23 protein-coding genes are annotated in these 25,962 nt (G+C 55.1%); 8 read left to right on the forward strand and 15 right to left on the reverse strand.

All coding sequences use genetic code 11. The annotated features are described in order from the left end of the window. Positions 1 to 37: 37 nt before the first annotated feature. The 4 genes from A3841_RS04065 to A3841_RS04080 are packed head-to-tail and all read right to left on the reverse strand — an operon-like array spanning position 38 to position 4,174. Complete coding sequence (locus A3841_RS04065; protein ID WP_073851019.1) at positions 38 to 730, reverse strand: N-formylglutamate amidohydrolase; 693 nt, start codon at positions 728 to 730, stop codon at positions 38 to 40. Next, positions 724 to 1,998 carry a carboxylate-amine ligase gene (locus tag A3841_RS04070; protein ID WP_073851020.1) on the reverse strand — a complete coding sequence of 425 codons (1,275 nt, stop codon included), beginning with the start codon at positions 1,996 to 1,998 and terminating at the stop codon, positions 724 to 726. Before A3841_RS04070 ends, A3841_RS04065 begins: the two co-directional genes overlap by 7 nt. Next, on the reverse strand, positions 1,973 to 3,448 hold the full coding sequence (locus A3841_RS04075) for a RimK family protein (RefSeq protein WP_073851021.1): 1,476 nt from the start codon (positions 3,446 to 3,448) through the stop codon (positions 1,973 to 1,975). Before A3841_RS04075 ends, A3841_RS04070 begins: the two co-directional genes overlap by 26 nt. A 3-nt stretch (positions 3,449 to 3,451) precedes the next feature. Continuing rightward, on the reverse strand, positions 3,452 to 4,174 hold the full coding sequence (locus A3841_RS04080; protein WP_073851022.1) for a cysteine peptidase family C39 domain-containing protein: 723 nt from the start codon (positions 4,172 to 4,174) through the stop codon (positions 3,452 to 3,454). Between the two features lie 310 nt (positions 4,175 to 4,484). On the opposite strand from A3841_RS04080, the gene A3841_RS04085 reads away from it, so the two are divergent. Continuing rightward, positions 4,485 to 4,700, forward strand: coding sequence for a hypothetical protein (locus tag A3841_RS04085; RefSeq protein WP_073851023.1), 216 nt, complete (start codon positions 4,485 to 4,487; stop codon positions 4,698 to 4,700). A gap of 49 nt (positions 4,701 to 4,749) precedes the next feature. On the opposite strand, the gene argH is transcribed toward A3841_RS04085, so the two are convergent. The 9 genes from argH to A3841_RS04130 form a co-directional block, all read right to left on the reverse strand. Further along, on the reverse strand, positions 4,750 to 6,084 hold the full coding sequence (gene argH / locus A3841_RS04090; RefSeq protein ID WP_073851024.1) for an argininosuccinate lyase: 1,335 nt from the start codon (positions 6,082 to 6,084) through the stop codon (positions 4,750 to 4,752). 123 nt (positions 6,085 to 6,207) lie between these two features. Continuing rightward, positions 6,208 to 7,275 carry a M20 family metallo-hydrolase gene (locus A3841_RS04095; protein ID WP_073851025.1) on the reverse strand — a complete coding sequence of 356 codons (1,068 nt, stop codon included), beginning with the start codon at positions 7,273 to 7,275 and terminating at the stop codon, positions 6,208 to 6,210. A 12-nt stretch (positions 7,276 to 7,287) separates the two neighbouring features. Continuing rightward, complete coding sequence (gene proC, locus A3841_RS04100) at positions 7,288 to 8,103, reverse strand: pyrroline-5-carboxylate reductase (protein ID WP_073851026.1); 816 nt, start codon at positions 8,101 to 8,103, stop codon at positions 7,288 to 7,290. A 102-nt stretch (positions 8,104 to 8,205) separates the two neighbouring features. Further along, positions 8,206 to 8,994 (reverse strand): acetylglutamate kinase, encoded by a 789-nt coding sequence (gene argB / locus A3841_RS04105; protein WP_073851027.1) that lies wholly within the window; start codon positions 8,992 to 8,994, stop codon positions 8,206 to 8,208. Positions 8,995 to 9,212: 218 nt separating this feature from the next. Beyond that, the gene (locus A3841_RS04110) at positions 9,213 to 10,163 is read right to left on the reverse strand and encodes a Rossmann-fold NAD(P)-binding domain-containing protein (protein WP_073851028.1); all 951 of its coding nucleotides are present in this window, start codon (positions 10,161 to 10,163) and stop codon (positions 9,213 to 9,215) included. After that, complete coding sequence (locus A3841_RS04115; RefSeq protein WP_073851029.1) at positions 10,163 to 11,317, reverse strand: aspartate aminotransferase family protein; 1,155 nt, start codon at positions 11,315 to 11,317, stop codon at positions 10,163 to 10,165. Before A3841_RS04115 ends, A3841_RS04110 begins: the two co-directional genes overlap by 1 nt. Before the next feature lie 230 nt (positions 11,318 to 11,547). Continuing rightward, on the reverse strand, positions 11,548 to 12,552 hold the full coding sequence (gene argC, locus A3841_RS04120) for an N-acetyl-gamma-glutamyl-phosphate reductase (protein WP_073851030.1): 1,005 nt from the start codon (positions 12,550 to 12,552) through the stop codon (positions 11,548 to 11,550). Further along, on the reverse strand, positions 12,540 to 13,742 hold the full coding sequence (locus tag A3841_RS04125; RefSeq protein ID WP_073851031.1) for an argininosuccinate synthase: 1,203 nt from the start codon (positions 13,740 to 13,742) through the stop codon (positions 12,540 to 12,542). The genes argC and A3841_RS04125 overlap by 13 nt, the downstream gene beginning before the upstream one ends. A 30-nt stretch (positions 13,743 to 13,772) precedes the next feature. Then, complete coding sequence (locus A3841_RS04130) at positions 13,773 to 14,459, reverse strand: GNAT family N-acetyltransferase (RefSeq protein WP_073851032.1); 687 nt, start codon at positions 14,457 to 14,459, stop codon at positions 13,773 to 13,775. 575 nt (positions 14,460 to 15,034) lie between these two features. Between A3841_RS04130 and A3841_RS04135 the strand changes: the two genes are divergently transcribed. After that, a complete protein-coding gene (locus A3841_RS04135; protein ID WP_073851033.1) occupies positions 15,035 to 15,331 on the forward strand; it encodes a hypothetical protein in 297 nt (98 codons plus the stop codon). Positions 15,332 to 15,333: 2 nt separating this feature from the next. Here A3841_RS04135 and A3841_RS04140 read toward each other — a convergent pair whose 3' ends face one another. Then, positions 15,334 to 16,584, reverse strand: a complete 1,251-nt coding sequence (locus tag A3841_RS04140) for a pepsin/retropepsin-like aspartic protease family protein (protein ID WP_083610210.1) — start codon at positions 16,582 to 16,584, stop codon at positions 15,334 to 15,336. Positions 16,585 to 17,010: 426 nt separating this feature from the next. Here A3841_RS04140 and A3841_RS04145 point away from each other — a divergent pair, with 426 nt between their 5' ends. The 4 genes from A3841_RS04145 (at position 17,011) to nhaA (ending at position 21,777) form a co-directional block, all read left to right on the forward strand. After that, complete coding sequence (locus A3841_RS04145; RefSeq protein WP_073851035.1) at positions 17,011 to 18,750, forward strand: sodium:solute symporter family protein; 1,740 nt, start codon at positions 17,011 to 17,013, stop codon at positions 18,748 to 18,750. Continuing rightward, positions 18,690 to 19,142 carry a GNAT family N-acetyltransferase gene (locus A3841_RS04150; RefSeq protein WP_073851036.1) on the forward strand — a complete coding sequence of 151 codons (453 nt, stop codon included), beginning with the start codon at positions 18,690 to 18,692 and terminating at the stop codon, positions 19,140 to 19,142. Before A3841_RS04145 ends, A3841_RS04150 begins: the two co-directional genes overlap by 61 nt. 1 nt (position 19,143) lies before the next feature. Continuing rightward, complete coding sequence (locus A3841_RS04155) at positions 19,144 to 20,217, forward strand: alanine racemase (protein WP_073851037.1); 1,074 nt, start codon at positions 19,144 to 19,146, stop codon at positions 20,215 to 20,217. A gap of 195 nt (positions 20,218 to 20,412) precedes the next feature. Further along, the gene (nhaA, locus tag A3841_RS04160) at positions 20,413 to 21,777 is read left to right on the forward strand and encodes a Na+/H+ antiporter NhaA (RefSeq protein ID WP_073851038.1); all 1,365 of its coding nucleotides are present in this window, start codon (positions 20,413 to 20,415) and stop codon (positions 21,775 to 21,777) included. A gap of 261 nt (positions 21,778 to 22,038) precedes the next feature. Here nhaA and A3841_RS04165 read toward each other — a convergent pair whose 3' ends face one another. Continuing rightward, on the reverse strand, positions 22,039 to 22,962 hold the full coding sequence (locus A3841_RS04165; protein ID WP_073851039.1) for a universal stress protein: 924 nt from the start codon (positions 22,960 to 22,962) through the stop codon (positions 22,039 to 22,041). Between the two features lie 150 nt (positions 22,963 to 23,112). Between A3841_RS04165 and mbhE the strand changes: the two genes are divergently transcribed. After that, on the forward strand, positions 23,113 to 25,419 hold the full coding sequence (mbhE, locus tag A3841_RS04170) for a hydrogen gas-evolving membrane-bound hydrogenase subunit E (protein WP_073851040.1): 2,307 nt from the start codon (positions 23,113 to 23,115) through the stop codon (positions 25,417 to 25,419). Beyond that, complete coding sequence (locus tag A3841_RS04175) at positions 25,416 to 25,961, forward strand: MnhB domain-containing protein (protein WP_073851041.1); 546 nt, start codon at positions 25,416 to 25,418, stop codon at positions 25,959 to 25,961. The genes mbhE and A3841_RS04175 overlap by 4 nt, the downstream gene beginning before the upstream one ends. Position 25,962 lies beyond the last annotated feature (1 nt).

Consider the following 25,962-nt stretch of genomic DNA (forward strand, 5'->3'; position numbering starts at 1 on the left):
AATACAATAATTTACATACTCCCGCATTAAATTTATCCTATACAAGTATACTTTTCAGGCTGCGCCTGATGACTTGCTGCACCTGTTCCCACTGCCTGCCGCCCTGCTCCGGAAACTTCTGATTCACCTCCAGTTCTATGCCTGCGTACTGCTCCTCCGTGAATTTGCGGCGCAGGTACGTCGGGAAACCATCGGCAATGCCAAGGTACGGATAGTTGAAACGCACCACAAGCTCCGGCCTCTGCTCCTTCAGCGCCTTTTTCCAGGCGCGGCAAAATTCGCGCTCGCGCTGGCGCCTGGGGTCGTAAAGCAACCCGATGTCCGCCTGCCGCTCCTCCCCGTTCAGCACCGGTGTAAAGCTGTGCACCGAGATGTGCAGTACCTGGTGCCCCACCATCGTGAGGTCGTAGATCAGTTCCTCCACCCGCTCGCGGTAAGGCTGGTAGTGCTCCTTCAGAATAAGCTCCTTCTCTTTTTCCGGCAGGTACCGGCTGATGTCGGAGAAAAGGCTTTTGTGGTGCAGGGAGCGGTTAAGCTCCACCAGCAGCCGCGATGTGGTCGAGTAAAATGTTTTATCGGCTAAATCTTTAAGTTCTTTGAAGAGCTCCAGCGCGCCTTTGTCGAAACCTCTGTGCGATTGCAGGAGCTCCTGCTCTGTGGTAAAAAGGCCTGCGTAAGCCATTGGAATTTCGTTGCCGCCGTGCTCGCAGGTAATTAAAATTTTCAACATGGTGTATCAGGTAAAAAAACGCTCCCTTTCTGCAGGCACACCGCTAACTGCCGGTATACCTCCCGGATCTTCTCTTCCGAAGGCGTATCGCCTAAGGCCTCGATAATTCGCTTGGAAAGGTTGCCACGGGAAACAATAACATGTAGGGCATTGGCCAGCTCCGGCTGGTCGTCCAGGGAAAGCACCTCCTGCACCAGGTGCTTCCAGAGTTCCCCAACGGTGCAGCTTTCCCCGAAATCGAACCCGAAAAGCTGGGCGTAAGCAAGGTCTGTAAGTATGGCCTCCTGCCCCTTGGCAATCACCTCTAACAGTATGGCTGAGAGGCGGTCTTCGTGCCAGGCTTTCAGATCGTGCAGGGGCACCCAGCGCTCGGCTATCAGCGCCTGCAGCACCGTCACCACCGCCTGCAGCACCGCCATATCGGCCACCGGGCATTCCTGTATGTCCAACAAGCGAATCTCAATGGTGTTGCGCCCGAAGCGGGCAATGGCGCCGCGCGAGTTGAGGAACTCCTCCTGCAGCGTGCCCTCCGGGTCGTACGGGGCCACCTCATGGTACATGGGCTGCAGCACCTGCTCCTCATAGTCAGCCTCGTTAAAGACAGCCTCCGGAATCACCTTGCCGGCTATACTTGGCAGCTTTTGCTGGTTCTGCCGGTATACTTCCAGTCGCGAATCTGCTAAGCCAGTTACCGCTCCGTCTAGAATGGGCGTGGAGGCGCTGAGCGCCGGCATGATGGGCAAGAGCACCCGGATAGCGGCATGCAGCTTCTCAAACTCGGCATCATCGTAAAACGGCAGGTTCAGGTGCGTACTCTGCAGGTTGGCCCAGCCATGCCCGCGGCAATCGAAGATGCGATTATAGGCCTCGTACACGGCGTTGTGCTCGTGCGGCCACAGTTTGGTGTCGGTGTAGGGATTCATGAGCGGGTGCGCGCCGGTGGGCAGCAGCATGGCGTCATACTTTGCCAGCATCCGGTTTATCTTCTGCACGTGCGCCTGAAACTTCTCCTGCAGCTGCATCAGACTTTTCACAGGCCCCTGCGTCTTCAGCTCCACCACGTGCAGCACCAGTTCGTTGCTCCAGGCTATGTCGCCGAACTCCACATCCGACAGGTACGCCCCCACCTCGTCGTAAATGAGCTTGTCGGTAATGGGCAGCACCTGCAGGCTGCCCTGCTGCACGATCATGTACTCCAGCTCCACCCCGAATCCCTCGAACAGGTGCAGTGTCTTTTTGGTGCTATCCCTCGGTTCTGCCGTTTCCATTTTTATGGTTGTCTATGCGTTGTTTTATGGATTTGATGATGGACGTGTAAAGCTCCTTTTTCAGGATCTTGTCCTCTACTCCGGCATCTATACTTGGGTTGTCGTTCACCTCAATCACGTATGCTTTGCCGTCTATCTCCTTCACATCCACACCATATAGGCCGTTGCCGATGAGGTTGGCCGCTTTCAGGGCCGTGTGCAGCACATGAAACGGTACCTGCTCAAAGGGGATCACCTCGCCATCGCCCTCCTCGTCCTGCTTCTTGCCGTTCCAGTTGTAGATCTGCCAGTGCCCTTTGGCCATGTAGTACTTGCAGGCATAAAGCGGCTGCTTATCCAGCACCCCGATGCGCCAGTCGAAGTCCGTGGGCGTGTATTCCTGCCCGATGATCAGCTCCGAGGTCTCCAGCATCTTGTCCAGTTCCTCCTTCAGCTCCTCTTTATTCTTAGCCTTTACCACGCCCTGCGAGAAGGAACTGTCGGGCAGCTTGAGCACACAGGGCAGCCCCAGCTCCTTTTCCACCAGCTTGCGGTTGTCCTTGTGTATGATCATGGTTTTGGGGATAGGCACTTTCGCCTTCGCCAGCAGCTCGGCCAGGTATACTTTGTTCGTGCACCGAAGTATGGACACCGGGTCATCGATCACCACCAGCCCGTCGGCAAAGGCTTTGCGGGCAAAGCGGTAGGTATGGTGGTTCACGGAGGTGGTTTCCCGGATAAAAAGCGCGTCGAACTCCGGCAGCCGGCGGTAGTCATCCTTGGTGATCAGCTCGGTGTAAAAGCCCATACTTTCGGCGGCGTCCACAAAATGCTGGATGGCCCGCTCGTTGGATGGCGGCGCTTTTTCCTGCGGATCTATCAGTATGGCCAAATCGTAGGCCTTGCGGTTGATGCGGGCACCGGAGAAACGCTGGCGCGCGAAGTATGATTTAGCGAAGCTCTTGAGGTATTTGCGATGCTCTTCCTGCACCTCATTTATCGGCACCTGCGAGATGCTCTGCAGCACCCAGTTATCTTTGTGCACAAACTGCGCCCGCAGCAGCGGCGCCTGGAAGTGGTCGTGGAGGGCCTTGCACAGCTTTTCATACTTGTGGGCCAGGTTCTGGCCAAAGTAGATGCTCAGGGTGAAGCTCGTCGATTTGAGGCCGGAGAGGCTTTTCTGGATCAGGTCCTCCATCTCCACGGTGATGGCGCGCACAATGGTCGGGCTCTTGAGGTCCTGCATGGTGGTAACGCTCGGTATGGGCTTGTGGCCCCGGGCCTCGGCCAGCAGCGACACGTAGTAGCCTGCGCTCTGGTAGCGGTGCGAGCGGCACAGGTTAAAGATGCGTGCGCTGCGGATATCGGTGTAAGTGGGGCTGGTAAGGTATGTTTGGGCGTCGACTACCTCTGTATCTTCTATCGCCTCTTCCCAGTCTTTGGGATAGTCCACAATAATTATTTTACGCATGATTTAATCTTCGAGCGGTTCATAGTGTGCAGGCAGTATGGCCAGCAGGTTAGCATCATAGGTGGCCATTCCCAGCATGATGGAATTGACCAGATGGGTGCCTTTCACTTCGTAATAGTTTTCTCCAAAGTAGGGGTTCTCGCGGTAAGGATCGGCCACCACGATGCTTTTCTGGTCCTCCCCAAAGCCACACAGCACCACAAAATGTCCCAGGGGATAGCCACGCACGTCGTCGTACACCGAGTTGCCGTGATCGTCTTCCATTTCGCGGGCACTTTGGTAGAGGTAGGTGGCGCTCAGGCCGGTCAGAAGCGGGATATCCGCATCGAAGTACTTCTTAAGCAGTTGCTTGTTCAGGTCGCGGCAGCGCAGCTCGCCACCCAGGCGCAGAAACTCAATGTAGGCGTGCGTGGCACGGTGCAGCTTGGCCCCCTTTTTATACTTGAGCTGTTCCTCCAGCTTCAGAATGATCTCCTCATTGCTCATCCCGATCCAGGTAGGATCGAAAACGAACATGTTGTACGTATAAATGCGGGCCCGGTAACCCCGCTTCAAGGCATGGCAGGCCAGCAGTACCTCCAGCGTGCCGCCCTCGTCTAAGGACGGAACTTCTTTGATGACATCGGCCAGGGAGATGGGATCTTTAAAGTAACGGTACACGGCATGCAGGCTGGTGGGGCCGCAGGTGGAGTCGTCGGGCTGCGTGTGGATTTTTATCGGGATCACTTAAAGTTCTGGCTTAAAATGGCACAACAATGTGTCTTTTATACGCTGCAGCAACTATAAGTTTTTGAATATATTAAAGATAATACGTGTCAAAGCCAAGGTGGCCTAAGTCATAAAATTGGCGTTGCCCGATGGATGACCTGTATCAAGGTGAAAATGAGTCTGATACTATGAGTTGGAGCTTCAGAATAGGCAACCGCAACGGTATGGCCCTGGCCCTGTGGGCTGTTTTCCTGATGATTATGGTTACCAATTAGTTCGTGAACTACAGCATGACCAAGGTAAGCGTACGCGCTCAGCCAGCTGCAGGATGAAATTAAAGGAGCTGTATGAAGACGCTGAGCGGCAGATAAAATCGCTCAAAGTGCTCTCTTACCTGGTGATTGCCATGGCGGTTATACTTTCCCTGCTGGTGGGCATGCTATGGCAGCCCTCTATATCAAGCCGCAGAACCATCACCTCAATCAAGGCTTCGCTTTTAACTTTAACAGCCTGTTACTTAAGTTTATATAATCAAAGCCGTTAAGTATAAATTCAGGTAAGTATACTTAACGGCTTTGATTATGAGAATTGGGCTACTCAGCAGTCAGCTTGGCGTAGGCCTGTGCTACGCGCTCAAAGTTAAACGAATGTAGCAGTTGCTGCATCTGCCCGGCCACTTGCTCATTGCACAAGTTGCCGATGCTGCCCTCGTGGGTATGGGTAACCTCGGCCGGTGTCTCAAACGTGCCAGCGTCTATACTTTCTCCCACCGCTTTGTAGGCATCCCGGAACGGCATGCCCTGCAGCACCAGTTCGTTCACGGCATCCACACTGAAAAGATATTTATACTTTTCGTCCTCCAGAATTCCTTCCTTTACCTGCACTTGTTCGGCCATATAGGCCATCATCTGCAGGCAGCTCTTAAGTTCCTGGAAGGCGGGGAACAGGCTTTCCTTGAGTAACTGCATTTCGCGGTGGTAGCCGGAGGGCAGGTTGATGAGCAGCATGCTGATATCGGTTGGAAGCGCCTGCAGCTTGTTGCACTTGCCTCGCAATAGCTCAAACACATCGGGGTTCTTTTTGTGCGGCATGATGCTCGAGCCGGTCGTCAGGTGGTCAGGTAAGGTCACAAAGCCAAAGTTCTGGCTCATGTACAGGCACAGGTCCATGCTCATGCGGGCCAGTGTAGCGGCCACCGCTGCCAGGGCCACCGCTACGGTGCGCTCTGTTTTGCCACGCCCCATCTGCGCGTACACCACATTGTAGTTCATACTTTCAAACCCTAGCAAATCGGTCGTCATCTGGCGGTTGAGCGGGAACGAGGAGCCGTAGCCGGCAGCAGATCCCAAGGGGTTCTTGTCGGTGATCTTGTAAGCGGCCAGCAGGAGCTGCATGTCGTCTACCAGGCTTTCGGCATAGGCGCCAAACCAGAGGCCAAACGACGAAGGCATGGCCACCTGCAGGTGCGTATAACCGGGGAGCAGCACGTTTTTATACTTCTCGCTCTGGGCCTGCAGCACCTCAAACAGCGCCTGCACCTCCTGCACCACCTCCTGCAACTGGTGGCGGAAGTATAGCTTAAGGTCTACCAGCACTTGGTCGTTGCGCGAGCGGCCGCTGTGAATTTTTTTTCCAGCCTCTCCTACCCTTCTGGTCAGCTCCAGTTCCACTTGCGAGTGGATGTCTTCCACCCCGGGTTCAATGGCAAAATCACCGGCTTCTATACTTTTGTAGATCTGCTTCAGCTCCGCCTGCAGCAGCTGTAGCTCCTCTGCTGTGAGCAGGCCGATACGTTGCAGCATCTGCGTGTGGGCCAGCGAGCCCAGCACGTCGAAGCGTGCAAGCTCCATATCCAGCTCCGCATCGCGACCCACGGTGAATTTTTCTATCTCAGCGGCTACAGCCGTAGTTTTCTGCCAAAGTTTCATGTATTAATTACTAATGATGAATGAATAATGATTAGTGGAGTCATGATGAATGAGTAAACTTGACGTATGGCTTGAATAAATTTTATCCATACCTATTATTCATTACTCATTAGTCACTAGTCATTAAGAAATTACTTTTCCCAGCAACTCAATGTATAAATTGATTCCTTCTTCAATCTCCTGAAGGTAAATATATTCGTCGGCCATGTGCGAGCGGCCGGAAAAGCCGGGGCCTAGCTTGAGCGACGGAATAGGTAGCAGCGCCTGATCGGAGGTGGTAGGTGAGCCATACGTCTGACGGCCCATGCGGATGCCGGCCTGCACCAGCGGATGCTCTATCGGAATAGAAGATGGTTTTAGGCGTGTGGAACGCGGAACCACCTCCGCCTTTACATGTTGCCGGATCGTTTCCAGCACCTCCTCCATCGTATAAGCATCCGTCAAGCGCACGTCTACGGTAAAAGCGCAGGTATCCGGTACTAAGTTATGCTGCGTGCCCGCCTGCACTACCGTTACGCTCATCTTCACCGGCCCCAGGTGTTCGGATACTTTCGGAAACATATAGCTTTGAAACCATTGGATGTCCGGTAGTGCCTCATAGATAGCATTAATGCCTTCTTCGCGGGCAGCGTGTCCTGCTTTACCCTGGGCCGTGCAGTCAAGCACCATCAGGCCTTTCTCAGCCACAGCCAGGTGCATTTCGGTGGGCTCTCCCACAATAGCTACCTCTAGCTTACCCAGCTGCGGAAGTATACTTTCAATGCCGTTTTTACCGCTGATCTCTTCCTCTGCCGTAGCCGCCAGCACTAAGTTATACTTCAGGTCCTGTCGCTCATAGAAGTATAAAAACGTAGCGATGAGCGACACTAGGCAACCACCCGCATCGTTACTGCCCAGACCAAAGAGCTTGCCATCCTCTATACTTGCCTCGCACGGATTGCGGGTATAGCCGGCGTTGGGCTTTACCGTGTCGTGGTGCGAGTTGAGGAGCAGCGTGGGCAGTGCTGGATTGTAGTGTTTGTTAAAGGCCCATACATTATACTGCTGCTGATGAACCTCTTCCACTCCCTTGCTTCTTAGAAAATCTGCCAGCAAAGCGGCTGTCTTCTCTTCCTCTTTGCTTAAAGAGGGGGTAGCGATCAATGCGCTAAGTAATTCAACAGCCTCATTGTAGAGGTTTCTCTCGGTCATGCTACACTGATATTATTCGTTCTTATAGAGCTGCTCGGCTTTATGAGAGGATGTTTTTATACCCTTGATCATGGCAGAGCTAAAGCCGTGGTGCTCCATTTCGTTGAGCCCGGCTATGGTGCATCCCTTCGGAGAGGTAACCTTGTCGATTTCGTTTTCTGGGTGGCTCTGGAAGTGAAGCAGCAAGGATGCCGCCCCCTTTGCCGTTTGCGCCGCCATGCGTAGCGCGTCCCCGGCATGGAAGCCGATTTCGGTGCCCCCCTGCGTTGCCGCGCGGATAGAGCGCAGGAAGAAAGCAATGCCACAGGCACAAAGCGCGGTTGCTGAGGTCATCAGCTCCTCCTCTATCTCAACCGTTTCCCCAACGGCCTGGAAAATTTGCCGCACCAGCGCCTGATTCTCTTCTGTAGCCATACTTCCTGCAATACAGGTCATAGACTCACGGATAGCGATAGCCGTGTTTGGCATGGCTCTGATCACCTGTACCTCTTTCCCCACACGTTGTATGATATCGGCTACGCGCACCCCTGTCACAATGGAAACGAACAGGTGGCGCTGCGGGTCTACGACAGGGGCGATAGCATCGAGCACACCATTCAGCTGTTGCGGCAGGATGCTCAGAATGATGATATCTGCTCCTGCCACCGCCGCCTCGTTATTGCTGGTTATATGGAAGCCTTCCTGGGCCAGGCTTTCCAGGGAGCGAAGGTTGCGGCGGGTAAGGGTAATGTCGCTTGCCCGGTGCAGACCGGAGGCAACAATTCCATTAGCCAAGGCCACACCCATGTTGCCGCCGCCTATGATGGCTATTTTCTTGCGTTCTGTCATTTTGCTTGTCATTGCTGTAGTATAAGGAAAGGGCGCTATGCCAAAAAGCAATATAAGTAATTTTACCAAGCCTTAGGGCAACCCGAGCCACAGCAAGGCTAACTATAGTGTGATCAAGGTTCCGGCCTGGCCCCCTCCGGCTGCCATCTGCGCGATAGCTGCGGCATCGCCAATCTGTACCGCTTGCACTCCCTGTGACAGCGCGGCAAAGGCATTGTCCAGCTTCGGAATCATGCCGGCGTTTACTACGCCTTCCGCTTTCAGTGTTTTATACTTTTCTGTCGTGATATGCCCGATAACCGAATCATCATCTTCGGCGTTTTGCAGCACGCCTTTCTTCTCGAAACAGTACACCAGCTGCACGTTATACTTTGGCGCCAGCGCCGTAGCCAGTACAGAGGCAATGGTATCGGCATTGGTGTTGAGCATGTTGCCCTGTCTGTCGTGCGTAAGCGGCGCAAAAACCGGTGTAAGTCCAGCTTCCAGGATGGCCCCCAATGCATCCACGTTTATACTTTCGGGGCCAGCTACATCGCCCACAAAGCCGTAGTCTATGCTTTGAACCGGCCTTTTCTGTGCCGGAATGATGTTCGCGTCCGCGCCTGTCAGGCCAATGGCGTTGCAGCCAAGCGCCTGCAGTTTGGCCACTACCTGCTTATTCACCAGGCCACCATATACCATCGTGACAAGTTCCAGCGTTTCAGCATCCGTAATACGGCGGCCTTCCACCATTTTAGGGCTAATGCCCAACCGCTGGCCAAAGGCAGAGGCGATTTTACCACCGCCATGCACCAAGAGTTTCGGGCCTGGCAAGGCGGCAAAATCAGCTAAAAACGACTGCAAGCGCTCCGGGTTGTCCAGGATATTGCCGCCTATCTTTACTATAATCATCTTGATTGACAATGGATTGTTTGACAAAGGACAAAAGAAGGTTCGGTTATACTTTGCCCCTTGCCTATGTTATTTCAGCTATACTTCATCCGGCTACACTTATTTGTCGCCTCCGGCGCCAGTGTAGTCGGAGACTCCACTTTCACCATTAGGCACCGGTTTGAAAACCGGCACCAGTATAACCGAACAACGAATAACGAATAACTAATAACGACCAACTACAAAGCTTCCAGCATGCGTTTGAGCACGGCCTGGGCGGCGTAGGTGCGGTTATTGGCCTGTTCCAGCACCAGCGAGCTGGGTCCGTCCAGGATCTCGTCGCTCAGCTCCACGTTGCGGCGCACCGGAAGGCAATGCATTACTTTAGCGTTGTTTGTTTCTTTTAGCTTCTCATTGGTCAGCATCCAGCCTTCTCCATCGGTGAGCACCTGGCCATACTCAGTATAGCTCGACCAGTTTTTCACGTACACGAAGTCCGCGCCCTGCAGCGCCGCCTCCTGGTTAGTCGTAACCGTAGCGTTTTTCGTGAATTCCCCGGCCAGTTCATAGCCTTCCGGATGCGTAATCACCAGGTCCACGTCGGCCTGTCCCATCCACTCGGCAAACGAGTTGGCCACGCACTGCGGAATAGGTTTAATGTGCGGAGCCCAGCTCAATACTACTTTGGGCCGCTTGCCGGCAACTGCGTTTTCTTTGATGGTCAGCAAATCGGCCAGGCTTTGCAGCGGGTGGCGCGTAGCCGACTCCAGGCTCACGATGGGCTTCTGGCTATACTTTATAAACTGGTTCAAGAGCTCCTCGCTGTAATCTTCCTCACGGTTTTGCAGCTTCGGGAAGGAACGGATGCCGATGATGTCGCAGTACTGGCCCATGACAGCAGCGGCCTCTTTGATGTGCTCCACGGTGGTACCGTTCATCACGGCTCCCTCCTGCGTCTCCAGTGCCCAGCCTTCCTTGTCCAGGTTCATCACGATCACGTTCATGCCCAGGTTCTGGCCGGCTTTCTGCGTGCTCAGGCGCGTGCGCAGGCTCGGGTTAAGGAAAATCAGGCCCAGCGTCCTGTTTTCGCCGAGGGTTTTATACTTGTATGGGTTCGCTTTCAGGTGCTGTGCCTCCTTTACCAGTTGGTCCAGGTCGGCCACATCGTGCACAGAAGTATACTTTCTCATTAGATGGATTGTGGTTCAGTTTGATAAAGAATGGCTTCGAAAGCCTCCAGGAATCTCTCTACTTCGCGCAGGCCGATGCACAGCGGCGGCAACAGGCGCAGCGTGTTCTTATCCGACGAGGAGCCGGTGAAGATCTGGTACTCATCTAAAAGCTGTTTTCGAATAGGGGCGCAAGGCTTGTCCAGTTCCACGCCGATCATCAGGCCCTGGCCACGCACGTCCTTCACGCCGGGCAGCTGGCGCAGCTCGCTTATCAGGCGCTGCCCGATAAGAATGGCATTCTCCATCAGGTTCTCCTCTTTTATCACCTCCACCACAGCCAGGGCCGCGGCGCAAGCCAGGTAATTGCCGCCAAAAGTCGTACCCAGCATCCCATGCTTGGCCTCTACGTCCGGGTGGATCAGCACACCGGCCACCGGAAAGCCGTTGCCCATTCCTTTGGCCATCGTGATCAGGTGTGGCTTGATGTCCGCATGCTGGTGGGCAAAGAACTTGCCCGAGCGGCCGTAGCCGGACTGTACCTCATCCAGGATCAGCAGTGCACCTGCTTTTTCACAGCCAGCTGCCAGTGCTTTCAGGAAAGCGGGCTCGGGTACCTGCACGCCGCCTACGCCCTGAATGCCTTCCACAATCACAGCAGCCAGTTCCGGGCCGTGCTCCTGCAGAGCGGTGCAAAAGGCTGAAATATCGTTCAATGGCAGGAAAATGATGTTATCCGTCTTGTTGATGGGCGCCTGGATCTTTTCGTCGTCGGTGGCAGCTACGGCAGCGGAGGTGCGCCCGTGGAAAGCGCCTTTAAAAGCGATGACTTTTTTGCGGCCGGTCTGGAAGGAAGCTAGTTTCAGGGCGTTCTCGTTGGCCTCGGCACCGGAGTTGCACAGAAACAGGCTGTAGTCTTCGTATCCACTCAGTTGGCCCAGCTTTTCGGCCAGTTCGTGCTGCATCGGTATCTGCACCGAGTTGGAGTAAAAGCCGATGTCGTAGAGCTGGCGCGCAATGCGTTTTACATAGTGCGGGTGGCTGTGGCCGATGGAGATAACGGCGTGGCCGCCGTAGAGGTCGAGGTAGCGGTTGCCCTTGTCATCCCAAACATAGGCGCCCTGTGCCCGAACGGGCGTAATATCGAAGAGCGGATATACATCGAATACGTTCATGATCTATAGAAAGGAAGTTAGAGGTAAGAGGTTAAACAATAGAGAAAATACTTCACGTACATAAGCTGAATTGCTGATGGTTGTATTGTTAAATTATTGTTTTTATACTTTGTGTTTGTCCCCCTTTGAAGGGTGTTGGGGGATGATTTACACCTGATGCATACAATCATTGATGCCCGTTCTGCGGATGATTGTCATCCCCTGCCCCCTTCAAAGGGGGACTATAATAGTTAAAATGCCGAAGCCTTCAGCCGCAGCCCTGCCTGCTCCTCCAGGCCGAACAGCAGGTTCATGTTCTGCACCGCCTGGCCTGAGGCGCCCTTTACCAGGTTATCGATCATACTGGTCACGACCAGGTAATTGCCTTGCTTTTGCAGGTGCAGCAGGCATTTGTTCGTGTTCACGACCTGCTTCAGGTCAGGTGTGCTTTTGCTGATGCTCACGAAGGGATGGGTACTGTAAAAGCTGCCGTAAAGTTCTTCAGCTTCTGCCTGGCTCAGGTGGCTGCGGGTATAACTGGTGCACAGAATGCCGCGGGTAAATGCCCCCCGATACGGTACAAAGTTTATATTGGGCACCTCATTTTCCTGCATGCACTGCAGCGTGCGGCGGATCTCGTGCAGGTGCTGGTGGCTAAGCACTTTGTAGTTGGAGATATTACCCTCGCGCCAGCTATAGTGCGCGGTAGGGCTCAGGCCCTGCCCGGCGCCCGTACTGCCCGTGATGCCGCTTACCTGCACTTCTTCGGTCAGCAGATTCTGCTGGGCCAGCGGCAGCAGCGCCAGCTGGATGGCGGTGGCAAAGCAGCCTGGGTTGGCAATGTGCTGTGCCTGTTTTATACTTTCGCGCTGCAGCTCCGGAAGGCCATATACAAACTCTCTCTCACAACCTGTTACGACAGCCTCTTTCAAGCTTTCATTCCAGCGAAAATCCTGGCTCAGGTCGATGATCTTTATACTTGCCGGCAGCTGGGCAGCCTCTAGAAACTGCTTCGCGGCTCCATGCCCCACGCACAGAAACAGCACATCCACGTCCTGATGCAGCTCATCAGTAAAGTATAAATCCGTGTCGCCTAACAAATCTTTGTGGGTTTCATACACCGGCTTGCCGGCCTGGCTGTTGCTATGCACAAAGGCAATCTCTACGTTGGGGTGGTTCAGGAGCAGGCGCAGCAGTTCGCCGCCGGTATAGCCTGCGCCGCCCACGATACCCGCTTTTATACTTAGTCCGCCCATTCCGCTGTATTGTTTACCGTGTGGTACATCTTGGTCTGGTTGCCGAAGATCTTGGCAAAGCCTTTTACGTCGTCCGAAGTCCAGGCGCGGTTCATTTCGCCGTAGCTTCCGAACTTGTCGCTCATCAAATCGTGCGCGCTCTCGATGCCCTGTACTTGGAAGTGGTACGGCGCCAGTTGCACGAACACTTTGCCCGTTACGTTCTGCTGCGTGCTCTCCAGGAAAGCCTCGATGTCGCGCATCGTTGGGTCAAGCAACTGGCCTTCGTGCAGCCAGTTGCCGTACCAGGCCGACAGCTGGTCTTTCCAGTAAAGCTGCCACTTGGTCAGCACGTGCTTCTCCAGCAGGTGGTGCGCTTTGATGATGACCATCGGAGCGGCTGCCTCAAAACCCACGCGGCCTTTGATGCCGATGATGGTATCGCCCACGTGAATGTCACGGCCAATGGCAAAGGGCGCGGCCAGCTCCTGCAGGTGTTGGATAGCCTTTACAGGATGTTCGAAACTTTGGTCGTTTATGCCTTTCAGCTCGCCTTTTTCAAAGTATAAAGTCACGCGCTCAGGCTCGGTTTTGCTCAGCTGCGTTGGGTAAGCCTCCTCGGGCAGTGGCAGGTGTGAGGTCAGCGTTTCCTTGCCTCCCACGGATGTGCCCCAAATGCCTTTGTTGATCGAGTACTGCGCCTTCTGGAAGTCCATCTCCACGCCATGCTCCTGCAGGTAGGTGATTTCCTGTTCGCGCGAGAGTCGCTTGTCGCGGATCGGGGTGATGATCTCCACTTCCGGGATCAGCGCCTGGAACACCATGTCGAAACGCACCTGGTCGTTGCCGGCACCGGTGCTGCCGTGGGCCACATAGTCGGCTCCTATACTTTTGGCATGCTGGGCAATGGCAATGGCCTGCGTCACGCGCTCGGCGCTCACGCTCAGCGGGTAGGTGTTGTTCTTGAGGATATTGCCGAACACCAGGAAGCGGATGCAGCTGTTGTAGAAGTGCTCCGTCTCGTTGAGGTGGGTGTGTTGTTTTACGCCCATCGCATAAGCCCTGCGCTCTATTTCCTGCAGTTCCTCGTCCGAGAAACCGCCGGTGTCCACTATGGCTGAATATACTTCCAGGCCCAGCTCCTGTGCCAGGTAAATGGCGCAGTATGAGGTATCGAGGCCGCCGCTAAAGGCTAAAACTACTTTCTTCATGTTATATTTTCTCTTACTGATGATGCGAATTTATACTTTTACAGTGCTCATTTCGGGCGAACTGCAGCCAGGCTGCTGCCCCGGCTTCTGGCGGTGGCGCAGCCAGCGCTCGTTCACGCTACTTTGCTTGGGCGCGGGCTTCTTCTCCACCACCGGCAGGGCCATAAAATCCTTTTCCTTGGCCGGGTCATAGAGCATAGCCGTGCAGAGGCAGTTTGTGCGGTTCTTGCTTTGCAGGATCTCAAAGTTCACGCAGCTGCGGCAACCCTTCCAGAACTCCTCGTCGTCGGTCAGTTCGGAGTATGTTACGGGCGTGTAACCCAGGCCGGAGTTGATGCGCATTACAGCCAGGGCCGTGGTCAGGCCGAAGATCTTGGCATCGGGGTATTTGGTGCGCGAGAGCTCGAAGATCTTCTTCTTGATCTGGCGCGCCAACCCACTCTTACGCAGCTCCGGCGACACGATCAGCCCCGAGTTAGCCACATACTTGCCGTGGCCCCAGGTCTCGATGTAGCAGAAACCAGCCCAGGTACCGTCCTGGTGCAGCGCGATCACGGCCTTGCCCTCCATCATTTTCTGGGCAATGTAATCCGGGGAGCGTTTGGCAATGCCGGTGCCGCGCGCCTTAGCCGATGACTCCATCTCGTTGCAGATTTGCAGCGCATGGATAATATGTTGCCCTTGGGCAACCGTCACGATGAATGCAGGTTGATCCATTGTTATCTAAAGTATAACGCTGCTGCCTGGGAGCAACGTTAATTCAGCTTGAAAAAAATTTTAACCGGAGAAATAAGTGCATCGGCAAGACAGGCAAAAGCCGGAAAGCCATAATACGTGATGCAGGAAAGTCTGGATGGATGACTACCGCATAGGCAGTCGGGAAGAACGCAGGCTACCGCCTGTAGCGGACCGCAGGAATGATAGCCCTCAAAACTACCCTTTCGGAAAAGGCAGAAAAAGTCGTTCCCCCCGTGGCCGGAGAGAGTTTTATCATGTCAGATGATAAAAGCGCCTTTTTTTTCATTTCGTTTCTAGAGAATAGTGGGTCGTTGTTATACCCTTATTAGCAATGCAAATGTTTCGTAATAGAAATGGTATTTGCAACTAACGGCATAAGATTGTTTGAAAATTTATACTTGCACAGACATTAACAACAATCCTATACTTTAAAAGCTGCTCCCTCTATACAATCGTCGCGCCCTAAAAGTTCGGAGGCCCTGCTTGTAAGGCAAAAAATGTAAATTGCGGCCACATCAGCCCCTGCGGGCTGGGCGCTTTTGAACACTACAGGCATGAAAAACCTCTCAATCAGAGTCATTATCGGCATCCTCTTCTCGGCTATCGGGCTGGTGTCGCTGTTCTTCACCCGGGATGCGCTGATGGCGGCTATCTGGCTGAGCTTCGGCAACGGGCTTATACTTTCGGACCTCCGGTTTACCGGTGTGGATGAGCGGGGAAATGAGTACGTGAAACCGATCCCGAGGGTGCGCACCTATGCCGCCATCCTGCTCATCGTGTCTGCCGTGTTGCTGCTGATCTTCCAGATCTTCCTAGACCTGCAGCAGACCGGAGCAGCCGCGGCGCAGTAAGTTCAGATACGGCTCTGCAAGACAAAGTCCACGTTGATAATCTGCTGCTCCCGCTTTAGCCGGAGCTTGAGTTTGCGTCCTGGCTTGCTGTCGAGCATGTTCAGCAAGTCCTGCAGCTGCAGTTCCTGGCAGTCTCTGCCGTTTATGAGCAGGATCTGGTCGCCGGGCTGCATGCCCACCATTTTGGCCGGCGAGTCCTCCACCACATTGGAAACCACATAAAAATTTGCCCCCGGCAGCGGCGTACTGATCTCAAAGCCTGCCATGTTGTAGGTAAAAGGCTCTTTGAACCTGCGGTTAGGGAGCAGCGTGATGCGCTGGTGCGGGTAATCGAAAATAACCGTAAAGCGCTTGAGGATGGCAGAGCCCAGGTTGCCGTTGCGTCCGGCGATGTTGAGCGCCAGCTTCACCGCCTCATCGTCGGGGTAAGAGGCAGTCAGGTTCTCCAGTTTATACTTGCCCAGGCTGAACCCTTCCAATCTCCCTATTTTCCCATTTATATCACCACCCAGTCCCCTGCCCAGGTAGGCCTGCATCACCTTGGGGGGCAGCGCCAACCGGTTGTTGGTGGGCAGGTAGAGCGAGAGACTGTGGCTGGCACCGGTGTCCACGATCAGCTTCACGTCCAACGAGTCGCCGTTGTGCTGCCTCACCGAGCCATACAGGTATGGCTTTGAGTCCTCGATGTGCAGGGGGTATTCCTCCGCCCTGCGTTTCTTCTTCAGCTTTACATCAGGCCTGTAGAGGGTTATGGTCTCGCTGCTATAGTTTATCTTCACGATAAAGTTCTTGAAGATATCGTACCCGATGATGCCATGCACGGGCATTCCCATCCGCATCGACAGGTCAAAAACATCCTCCAGCAGCACGTACACCGTATGGTTGTCGCCCCTCACGCCGGGCATGTACATGTTGTTGCCGGTGCTGTGCAACGCCTCCACGGTATAGCCCTCCCCCAAGCCTTTAATTTTGATCTTGTTGGAATGGTTGAGGTCGAGAGAGTCGGAAAAGTACAATTGTGTGATCAGCGTGTTACGCACCCCGGAGTCGAGGATGAAGTTGAGCGGGCGGGAATTGTTGATCTGCACCGGGAGCACGATGAGGTTGTGCACCAGTTTAAAGGGCAAAACGACCTTGGTACGGTTCGACGTAAAGTAAACCGTATCGGGCTGCTCCGGTTGCTGCGCCTGTAGGTCGGGCGCCAAGAGAAGCAGGCAGGCAAAGAGCATCGCAAGAAAACCGGCTTTTCTCATAGGTTGGGGAAATGCTTGTGGAGGCTACCGTTCTTTTCCTTTATACGGTTAAGTTCGCAAAGCGGGGATACTTTACTCCCTGAAGTATAAGATGTTACGACACCGCCTGCAAATCGGAGCGGTGGGTAGGATAGGCGCTGTCCCGAAAGACCTTTTCATACTTGCACCTTTTAAAAAACTGGCGCCTCTCCCTTACCGGCTGAATTGAACTCAGCTAATAAAGTATAGCTTGTGTACTATACTTGTCAACCCCCACCTCCAAACCCTTGCACCTGCCTATTTGCACAAAACCGTTCCAGCAAAAGTATGGGCAAGGCCACCTCAAGGCGCTTTTAGCCTTTTTACCATGAATTTGGCCTAAAAAAATAGTACCTTAAGCTATCAAGGGTCTTCATACTATCGGCAAAACTTATACTTTTCTAATAAATGCACTACATCGACCTTTCTATTTTCGTGCTCTATATGGTAGCCATGCTGGGGGTAGGGTTCTACTTCCTGCGGAAAAACGAGGGGGCCGAGGATTATTATGTGGGCGGGCGCAGCATGAGCAGCGGCCATATCGGGCTGTCGGTCGTAGCCACAGATGTGGGGGGCGGTTTCTCCATCGGACTGGGCGGGCTTGGCTTTGCCATGGGCCTCTCGGGCTCCTGGATGTTGTTTACGGGGCTGCTGGGGGCCTGGCTGGGGGCGGTTTTCCTTATCCCGAAAGTAAAAAGCAACCCGGCTTTCGCCAATTTCCTCACCTTCCCGCAGATCTTCGGTTATTACTTTAACGCGCGGGTGGCGCTGCTGGCGGGCCTTATCTCGGCCATTGGCTACACGGGCTTCACCAGCTCCCAGATCCTGGCGGGCGCCAAACTGGCCAGCGGCACCTTCGTCAACCTCGACCTGAACATGGCTCTGTTGGTGATGGGCATCATAGCCGTGGTGTATACCGTGATGGGTGGCATGAAGGCCGTCATTTACACTGATACCATCCAATGGATCATCCTGATGGGCGGGCTCATTTTTATCGGCATACCGGTCTCTTTCCTCGCTGTTGGGGGGCTAGACACGCTGGATCTATCGCAGGTACTCAACCCCGGCTACCTAGCCGAGCAGGGAGGCAGAAGTATGGCGGCCATACGGGCCACCCTCCCCCCTGAGTTTTTGAGCCTGACCAGCATCACTTGGCCGCAGATAGTGAACTGGGGCATCACCATCATCCCGATCTGGTTTGTGGGCATGACACTGTACCAGCGCATTTATGCCTGCCGGGATGAGAAAACAGCTAGGCGCGCCTGGTTCATCGCCGGGCTTTTCGAGTGGCCGATCATGGCGTTCATGGGCGTTGGGCTGGGCATGCTCTCGCGGGTGGCCGCCGAGCAGGGAATGTTCGATGCTCTTGGCGCCGGTGCCATGCTGGACCCTGAGTCTGGCCTGCCGATGCTGCTGCGCACGGTGCTGCCGGTGGGCTTGATGGGGCTCATGCTGTCGGCTTACTTCTCGGCCATCCTTTCCACCGCCGACAGCTGCCTGATGGCCTCGTCGGGAAACATTGTGACGGATGTACTGAGCCACTTCTTCAAGATCGACCACGATTCCCCCAAAACATTGCGGCTGTCGCAGTTGGTGACGCTGCTGGTAGGCGCCTTTGCGCTTTGGCTGGCCACCATGATGACCAACGTGCTCGACCTGATGCTCTACTCCTACGCCTTTATGGTTTCCGGGCTTTTTGTGCCGGTGCTGGGGGCGCTGTTCTGGAAAAGGCGCAGCAGTGTGGCGGCGTTCTGGGCTATGCTGATCGGCGGCGTGGTAACGGTCACGCTTCAGGTAAGTACCCTGGCTGCCCCCGCCCCGGATGCCGACCTCACCGGCTTAGCGTATGGTATACAGCATTTATTCCCGGAGGAGCTGCGCCAAAGCTGGCTGAGCTTAAGCGGGTTTGAGCTGCACCAGTTAGTCGAGCGTACACTTTCTGCCCACAGCATCGTACATATCTCGTGGCTGGGCCTCACGTTTGCCCTGCCCTTTCACCTCGACCCGAACCTGTTTGGCCTCACGGCCTCGCTTATACTTTACATCACCTTAACATTTTTATACCCTGATAAAACCGACAAAACAACATGGCAGACAACAACGGCATCAGCTACCAGCGCTTTACCCCGGCAGATCACGCAGGCCTGAACCGGGACGAAGTGCTCGACTTCCTTTTTGAGCATCTGGACGAGTACGGCGACAAGCGGGAGGACATTGCCAAGTGCATGGATTACGCCCTTTCAGGAGCGGAAGGAAAAGGCGGATCGGTGTCGGTGGCCCGTGAGAATGACCACGTAGTGGGCGCCCTGATCCTGAACAACACCGGCATGAGCGGCTATATACCGGAAAACATACTGGTGTACGTGGCGGTGCACGGCAGCACGCGCGGAAAAGGCGTGGGCAAGGGGCTGGTGCAACTGGCGATAGAAAATACCCGTGGCAGCATTGCGCTGCACGTGGAGCCGCAGAACCCGGCCCGCCACCTCTACGAAAAGCTTGGCTTCACGAATAAGTATTTAGAGTATAGATTAACAAGATAACATGGCAGTTCTGAAGCTGTACCAAAACAAACTACAACACAACTACCAGCACCTCGACGGGGTCTTCCGGGAGCACGGCATCGACTGGGGCATCGTCACCAAGCTGCTGTGCGGCCATGAGCTGTTCCTAAAGGAGGTGCTGGCCCTGGGCGTGAAGGAGGTCCACGACTCGCGGGTAACGAACCTTAAAGTCTTAAAGCGGATGGCCCCCGGCGTGCAGACGGTCTACATCAAGCCGGCCCCCAAGCAAAGCATTCCGGACATTATACAGTATGCCGACGTGAGTTTCCAGACGGAGCTGGAGATTATCCGGCTGCTCTCGGAGGAGGCGGTGCGGCAGCGGAAGCTGCACAAGATCATCATCATGATCGAGATGGGCGACCTGCGGGAGGGCGTGATGGGCGAAGAACTGGTGGATTTCTACGAGAGCGTTTTTGAACTTCCCGGCATCACCGTAATCGGGTTGGGCGCTAACTTTAACTGCCTGCACGGTGTGATGCCTACGCAGGACAAGCTCATTCAATTGTGCCTCTACAAGCAGATCATCGAGGCCAAATTCAACCGCGAGATCCAGTGGGTATCGGGGGGCACTTCGGTGACCATCCCCTTGCTGTTCAACCACCTGCTGCCCAAGGGCGTAAATCACTTCCGCATTGGCGAGGCGCTGTTCTTCGGCCTGAACCTGTTCACCAACGAAACCTTCGTGGGCATGCACGACGATGTGTTTGAGCTGGTGACGGAGATCATCGAGCTCACGGAGAAACCGATGATCCCGAGCGGAGTGCTGGCCGAGAACCCCAGCGGCGAGAGCTTTGAGGTGGACGAGAGCCTCTACGGCAAAACCTCGCACCGCGCCATACTCGATGTGGGCCTGCTCGACATCAACCCCAAGTTCCTGATCCCCAAGGAGGAGAACATCAGCGTGATCGGGGCCAGCTCGGACATGCTGATCGTGGAGCTGGGCGAGAATGCGCAGAACTTTAAGGTGGGCGACGTGCTGCGCTTCAACCTGCGCTACATGGGCGCCCTGAGCGTGCTGAACTCGCGCTACATCGAAAAGGAAGTGGTGCGGTAAGTAATTTTATACTTTTATACTTTGCTGGAGCCTCTGCTTATACTTTAGGCAGAGGCTTCCGCCATTTTATACTTTATAGACGCCTCAGACTCCCTTGCCCATACCCACAGCTCCTGTTAACACACAAGAGCATAACCGAACATTTATATTGCCTGCCACGTCTGTAGGAACAAGTATAACTAACGCATTCCTGCTTTGAACGAGACCGCTACCACCAAACCGAAGCTATACCACCGCATCATTTACCCGCTCCTGGACTTTATCCGGGCGGAATCCTTCAGCGGTATCCTTTTGATGTTCGTTACGCTCGTAGCGCTCGCCTGGGCCAATTCCCCCTGGGCAGAAACTTATGAGCAAGTATGGAATACGCCTTTCACAATTGCTCTAGGAGATTATGGCTTAACCAAAGCCGCCATCCTCTGGATAAACGACGGCCTGATGGCCATTTTCTTCTTCGTGGTGGGGCTGGAGATAAAGCGCGAAGTGATGGTGGGCGAACTCTCCTCTTTCCGTACGGCTGCTTTTCCAGTAATGGCGGCGCTGGGTGGTATGCTGGTGCCGGCGGGCTTTTTCGTGCTCCTGAACCTGGGCGGAGAGGGCATCTCCGGCTGGGGCATCCCCATGGCCACCGATATTGCCTTTGCCCTGGGCATACTCACGCTGCTGGGCCGGCGCGCGCCGCTATCGCTCAAGCTTTTCCTCATCGCCTACGCCATCGTAGATGACATCGGAGCTGTGCTGGTGATTGCGCTGTTTTATACTGCTGAAGTTAATTTCCTGAGCCTCTGGGTCGGTATCCTGCTGTTCGGGCTGCTGCTGGTGGGCAATGCCCTTAAAATGCGCAACATCTGGATCTATTCGCTGGCAGGCGTGGTGATGTGGGTGGCCTTTCTGCTGTCCGGAGTGCATGCCACCATTGCCGGTATACTGCTGGCCATCACCATCCCGGGCCGCTCTAAAATCACCGAGCAGGAGTTCATAACGAGCACCGGCGAGATCGTACAGGACCTGCATACCACGCACCTGGCAGAAACAAGTGACCCGGACCTAAAGCCAAGTCGCGAAGCCTACCAGGGTGCTGTGTACACCATCGAGGCCAACTGCGAGGAAGCGCTCTCGCCGATGCATCGTCTGGAGCACGCGCTGCACCCTTTCGTCGCTTTCCTGATCATGCCCGTTTTTGCGCTGGCAAACGCAGGCATTTTTATCAACGCTGATCTGGTGAACAGCTTAACTGCTTCAGTTCCGCTGGGCATCATACTTGGCTTGGTGCTGGGCAAGCCCCTCGGGATATTTTTCTTTGCCTGGCTGGCCTCCGCCACGGGTATAGCCACCAAGCCAAAGGCTTTCAGCTGGATGCAGCTCTTTGGCGTAGGTCTCTTGGGCGGCGTGGGTTTTACCATGTCCATCTTTATCGCCAATCTGGCCTTCGCCGGGTCAGCCATGCTGCCACTGGCGAAACTGGCCATACTTTGCGCTTCTGTGGTGGCGGGTGTAGTGGCGTACATGCTACTTCGTTTTTCTGGCAGGAAGGCAATGACGGATGATGTGAATGTATAACTTCTGTTGCTGGATGACCTGGGTGAGAGGAAGGGAGGGATTTTGTTCTGCCTTCACGTCTCCCCCCTCGCCTGTACCTTCCCCTTCACCCCGTAGCGAGGCCTGAGCAGTAAATTGTTTGACACCATAGGTGCCTAAAACAAAGAATCAGCAGCCAGCAAGTATAGCCGGATAGCAGCAGCATATATATTCCTGACTAAACAAAACAGCCTGCTTTGGTTTCAGGGCAGGCTGTTTGATTTATTCCTCAGATATTGGAAATCAAGGGGACAGCAGGGCATCCAGGAAACCCATGTCCTCATCCTTCTTCTTAAACACCAGCAGCGGTATATCCAGGTCGTGGCGCAGGATCTTCTCCGTTACGCTGCCCAGCACAAACAGCGCCGCCGCCGACATGCCCTTGGCCCCAATCACGAGCAGATCGGCCCGGTTGCGCTTGGCCTCCAGCACCACCAACTCGCCGATATCGTCCTCATCCTCCAGTCGTACCAGCGCAAACTCCGCACGGCCCTGCAGTTGCGGGAATCGCTGGATCTGCTTTTCATACTTTGCCTGGGCAAAGCCACGCATGCGCTCATCAAAAGACTTGTAGGACATACCGAGGGTGCGGTAACTGGTAGGCACCTGGTAGGCGTGCAGCAACACTACCTTGATATCCGGCTTCTCGTTGGCGATCTCCAGCACGCGCTCCACAGCCATCACACTATAGTCAGAGAAATCGGTGCTCACCACCAGGTTGCGGAGCTGAAGCTCCACGTTTTCCGGCACAAACAGCACGCTCCTTCTGCCGGTGCGCAGCACTTTCTGGGCCAGAACGCCGGAGCCGCGCAGGCGCAGCTTGCGGCCCATCAGCAGCAGGTCCGCGTCTTTCACCTTGGACCAATGCAGCAGTTCCTTTACCGGGATACCCTCCTCCACCAGCACCTCCACGTGCACCTGCGGCAGCTGCTGGAAGGCCGGGCCTGCCTTGGCCATGATCATCTCCCGGATGCCCTCATCAGCCGAGAGGCCGGAACGCTCCAGGCTTTGCAACAGCTCGTCAGGCACCTCCAGGCTTTTCTCCACATGGATGAAGTAGACAGTTTCGATGTGTAGCTCCCGGCTAAGAAAGGCCGCGTAGCTCACCAGCGAGTCGTCCATGGCGGAGAGATCGAGCCCCACCATTAGTCTATTGATTCTATTCATAGTCGTGATCGTTATCGGTTGCCGTTCGCAAAATGCACACCATGCCAGCCTGCGCCGGCCCATATCCGTAAAATTAAAGTGGCTGCCTGGCAAGTACGCTTCATATTCATACGTCAACATACACGAATTATATTCATTAACCTGGTATTCATGCTGTATGCCATCCTTTTTGGTCTTCTCATGGCAGCCGTTGCGCCCCTCCTGCACCGGCTCCTGGGGCGATGGGTGGCAGTGCCGATGGTGCTGGCGCCGCTCTTGCTTCTTGGTTTATACTTCTCTTTTATGCCTGAGGTGCTGCAGGGCCACGCGGTGGTGCAGCGGCACACCTGGGTGCCGGAGCTGGACATTAACCTGCAGTTCCGGCTCGATGGGCTGAGCCTGCTGTTCGCGCTGCTCATCTCTTTCTTCGGGGCGCTGGTGATGTTCTACGCCAGCGGCTACCTGGAGGGCGACCCGCTGCTGGGCCGCTTCTACCTCTTCCTCACCCTATTCATGACATCGATGCTGGGGCTGGTAACCTCGGATAATATCTTCGGGCTCTTTGTTTTCTGGGAGCTAACCAGCATCAGCTCCTACCTGCTCATCGGGTATAAACAGGCTGAGAAAGAGGCGCGGGTGGCGGCATGGCAGGCGCTGCTGGTAACTGGCCTGGGCGGCCTGGCCCTGATGGCAGGTCTTATACTTCTCAGCGTGGCGGGGGACAGCTACACGTTCAGCGGGCTGCTGGAGCGGCGCCCGGAGGTGCTGGAGCACCCATTTTACCTTCCGGCCGTGGTGCTTGTACTGCTTGGCTGCTTTACCAAGTCGGCGCAGTTCCCGTTTCATTTCTGGTTGCCCAACGCCATGGCGGCCCCTACCCCGGTGAGCGCCTACCTGCACTCGGCCACCATGGTGAAGGCGGGCATTTACCTGTTGGCAAGGCTCTCACCGGTACTCTCCGGCCCAGATGTATGGCACGTCTCCTTAATGACAGCGGGCGGAATCACGGCCGTTCTGGGGGCAGTGCTGGCGCTGCAGCACACCGATCTGAAAGCCATACTTGCCTACACCACCATCAGCGCGCTGGGATTGCTGGTAACCATGCTGGGCATCGGCACGGATGAGGCGATGAAGGCGATGCTGGTTTTTCTGTTGGCCCATGCCCTCTACAAAGGCACGCTCTTCCTGGTGGCCGGCGGCATAGACCACCGAACCGGCACCCGCGACCTGAACAGGCTCTTTAGTCTGGGAAAACACATGCGGTACAGCGGCACGGCGGCTACGCTGGCAGCTCTCTCCATGGCCGGCGTTATACCGTTTCTGGGTTTTGTGGGCAAGGAGCTGCTGTATGAGGCCTCCCTGGAGAATTACCTGCTGCTGGGGATATGCCTGGTAACGGGTGTGGCTTTTGTAGCCGTGGCCCTTATTATGGGCTACCGGATCTTTTGGCACAAAGGGGAGGAAAAAACGCAGGTGCATCCCCACGCCCATTTCCGTTTATACTTCCCGCCGCTGGTCTTAGCGTTCGGCGGACTGCTGCTGGGGCTGCTGGTAAATTCTCAGGCGTTGCCCCTCCTGCAGCAGGGGGTTCGGACTATAACGGCAGACCCGTCATTGGAGCTCAAGCTAAGTTTGTGGCATGGCTTTACGCCGGTGCTGGGCCTGAGCATCCTCACGCTGCTGCTCGGCCTGGCCCTGTACCTGGCCCTTCCCTGGCTGGGGCAACGCGCCGCAGTGCTGCAGCCGCTCTACCGCGTTGGCCCAGACGCTGCCTACCACAAGCTTTTCGAATTGTTCCTGCACGGGTCAAAGTCTTTTATACTTTGGCTTCAGGACGGGCACCTGCGGAGCTACGTGATGTACATCATGTTCTTTTTCTGCGGGCTGCTGCTCTTCATCCTCTGGCGCGACACGCCGGGCATAGACTTCAACGACAGGATCTACCAGCTGCAAGAGGTGCGGCTGTACGAGCTGGTGGTGCTGTTCCTGGTCATCTCGGCCCTGGTGTACCTGCTGGGTACACGGTCAAGGCTCACCTCCATTGTGGTGATGGGGCTGATAGGTTACTCCTCTGCCCTGTTCTATATCCTTTTCGGGGCGCCAGATGTAGCCGCCACCCAGTTCCTGATCGAAACGCTGACGGTGGTGATCTTTGTACTGCTGCTGCACAAACTGCCGGCCTTCATCTACCTCTCGCACCAGTTCATGAAGTATAAGTTCATAGCCATCTCCGTCGTTTTCGGGGCGCTGATGACCTACGTGATGCTGCTGGTGCAGCAACAGGCCATTCCCTCACAGCTGAAGGAATACTATGGCAAAGTCAGTTACCTTGAGGCGCACGGCCGCAACATCGTGAACGTGATCCTGGTAGACTTCCGGGGACTGGACACCTTGGGCGAGATAACGGTGCTGGCCGTGGCAGCACTGGGCATCTTCTCGCTGCTGCGCCTGAACCCGGAGAAAGGAGGGAAACCATGAGAACCATCATCTTCGCTACGGCCATACGCTACCTCACTCCGCTCTTCCTGCTGTTCTCGGTGTACATCCTGTTCAGGGGGCATAACCACCCCGGCGGCGGCTTTATTGGTGGTCTGATCGGCTCCATCGCCTTCGTTTTCCATGCGCTGGCGCATGGCTCCGACCATACCGTGAACACCTACTTCCGGCTTAAACTCTACAGCCAGGAGGGCAAGCAGCCGGAGCACGCCTCCCCACAGTATATGTGGGATCTGGTCCGGGCCAACACCTGGAAAAGGGCTGAAGAAGTTACCCCGGTTAACTGGCGCTATTATATTGTCCGCGTGAGGCCGGCTTACATGATGGCCCTCGGCCTGTTCCTGGCATCCATAAGCGGTGTGCCAGGGTTGCTGCAGGGCAAGCCCTATATGACAGCCTCCTGGCTGGAGCTGGAGATCCCGATTATCGGCACTCTGGGCACACCAACCCTGTTCGATGCCGGTGTCTACCTGCTGGTGCTGGGCATGGTCCTGAAAATGGTTTTTACAATGTCTAAAGAATAGG

Source organism: Pontibacter flavimaris (genome assembly GCF_001907195.1).
Classification (GTDB): domain Bacteria; phylum Bacteroidota; class Bacteroidia; order Cytophagales; family Hymenobacteraceae; genus Pontibacter; species Pontibacter flavimaris.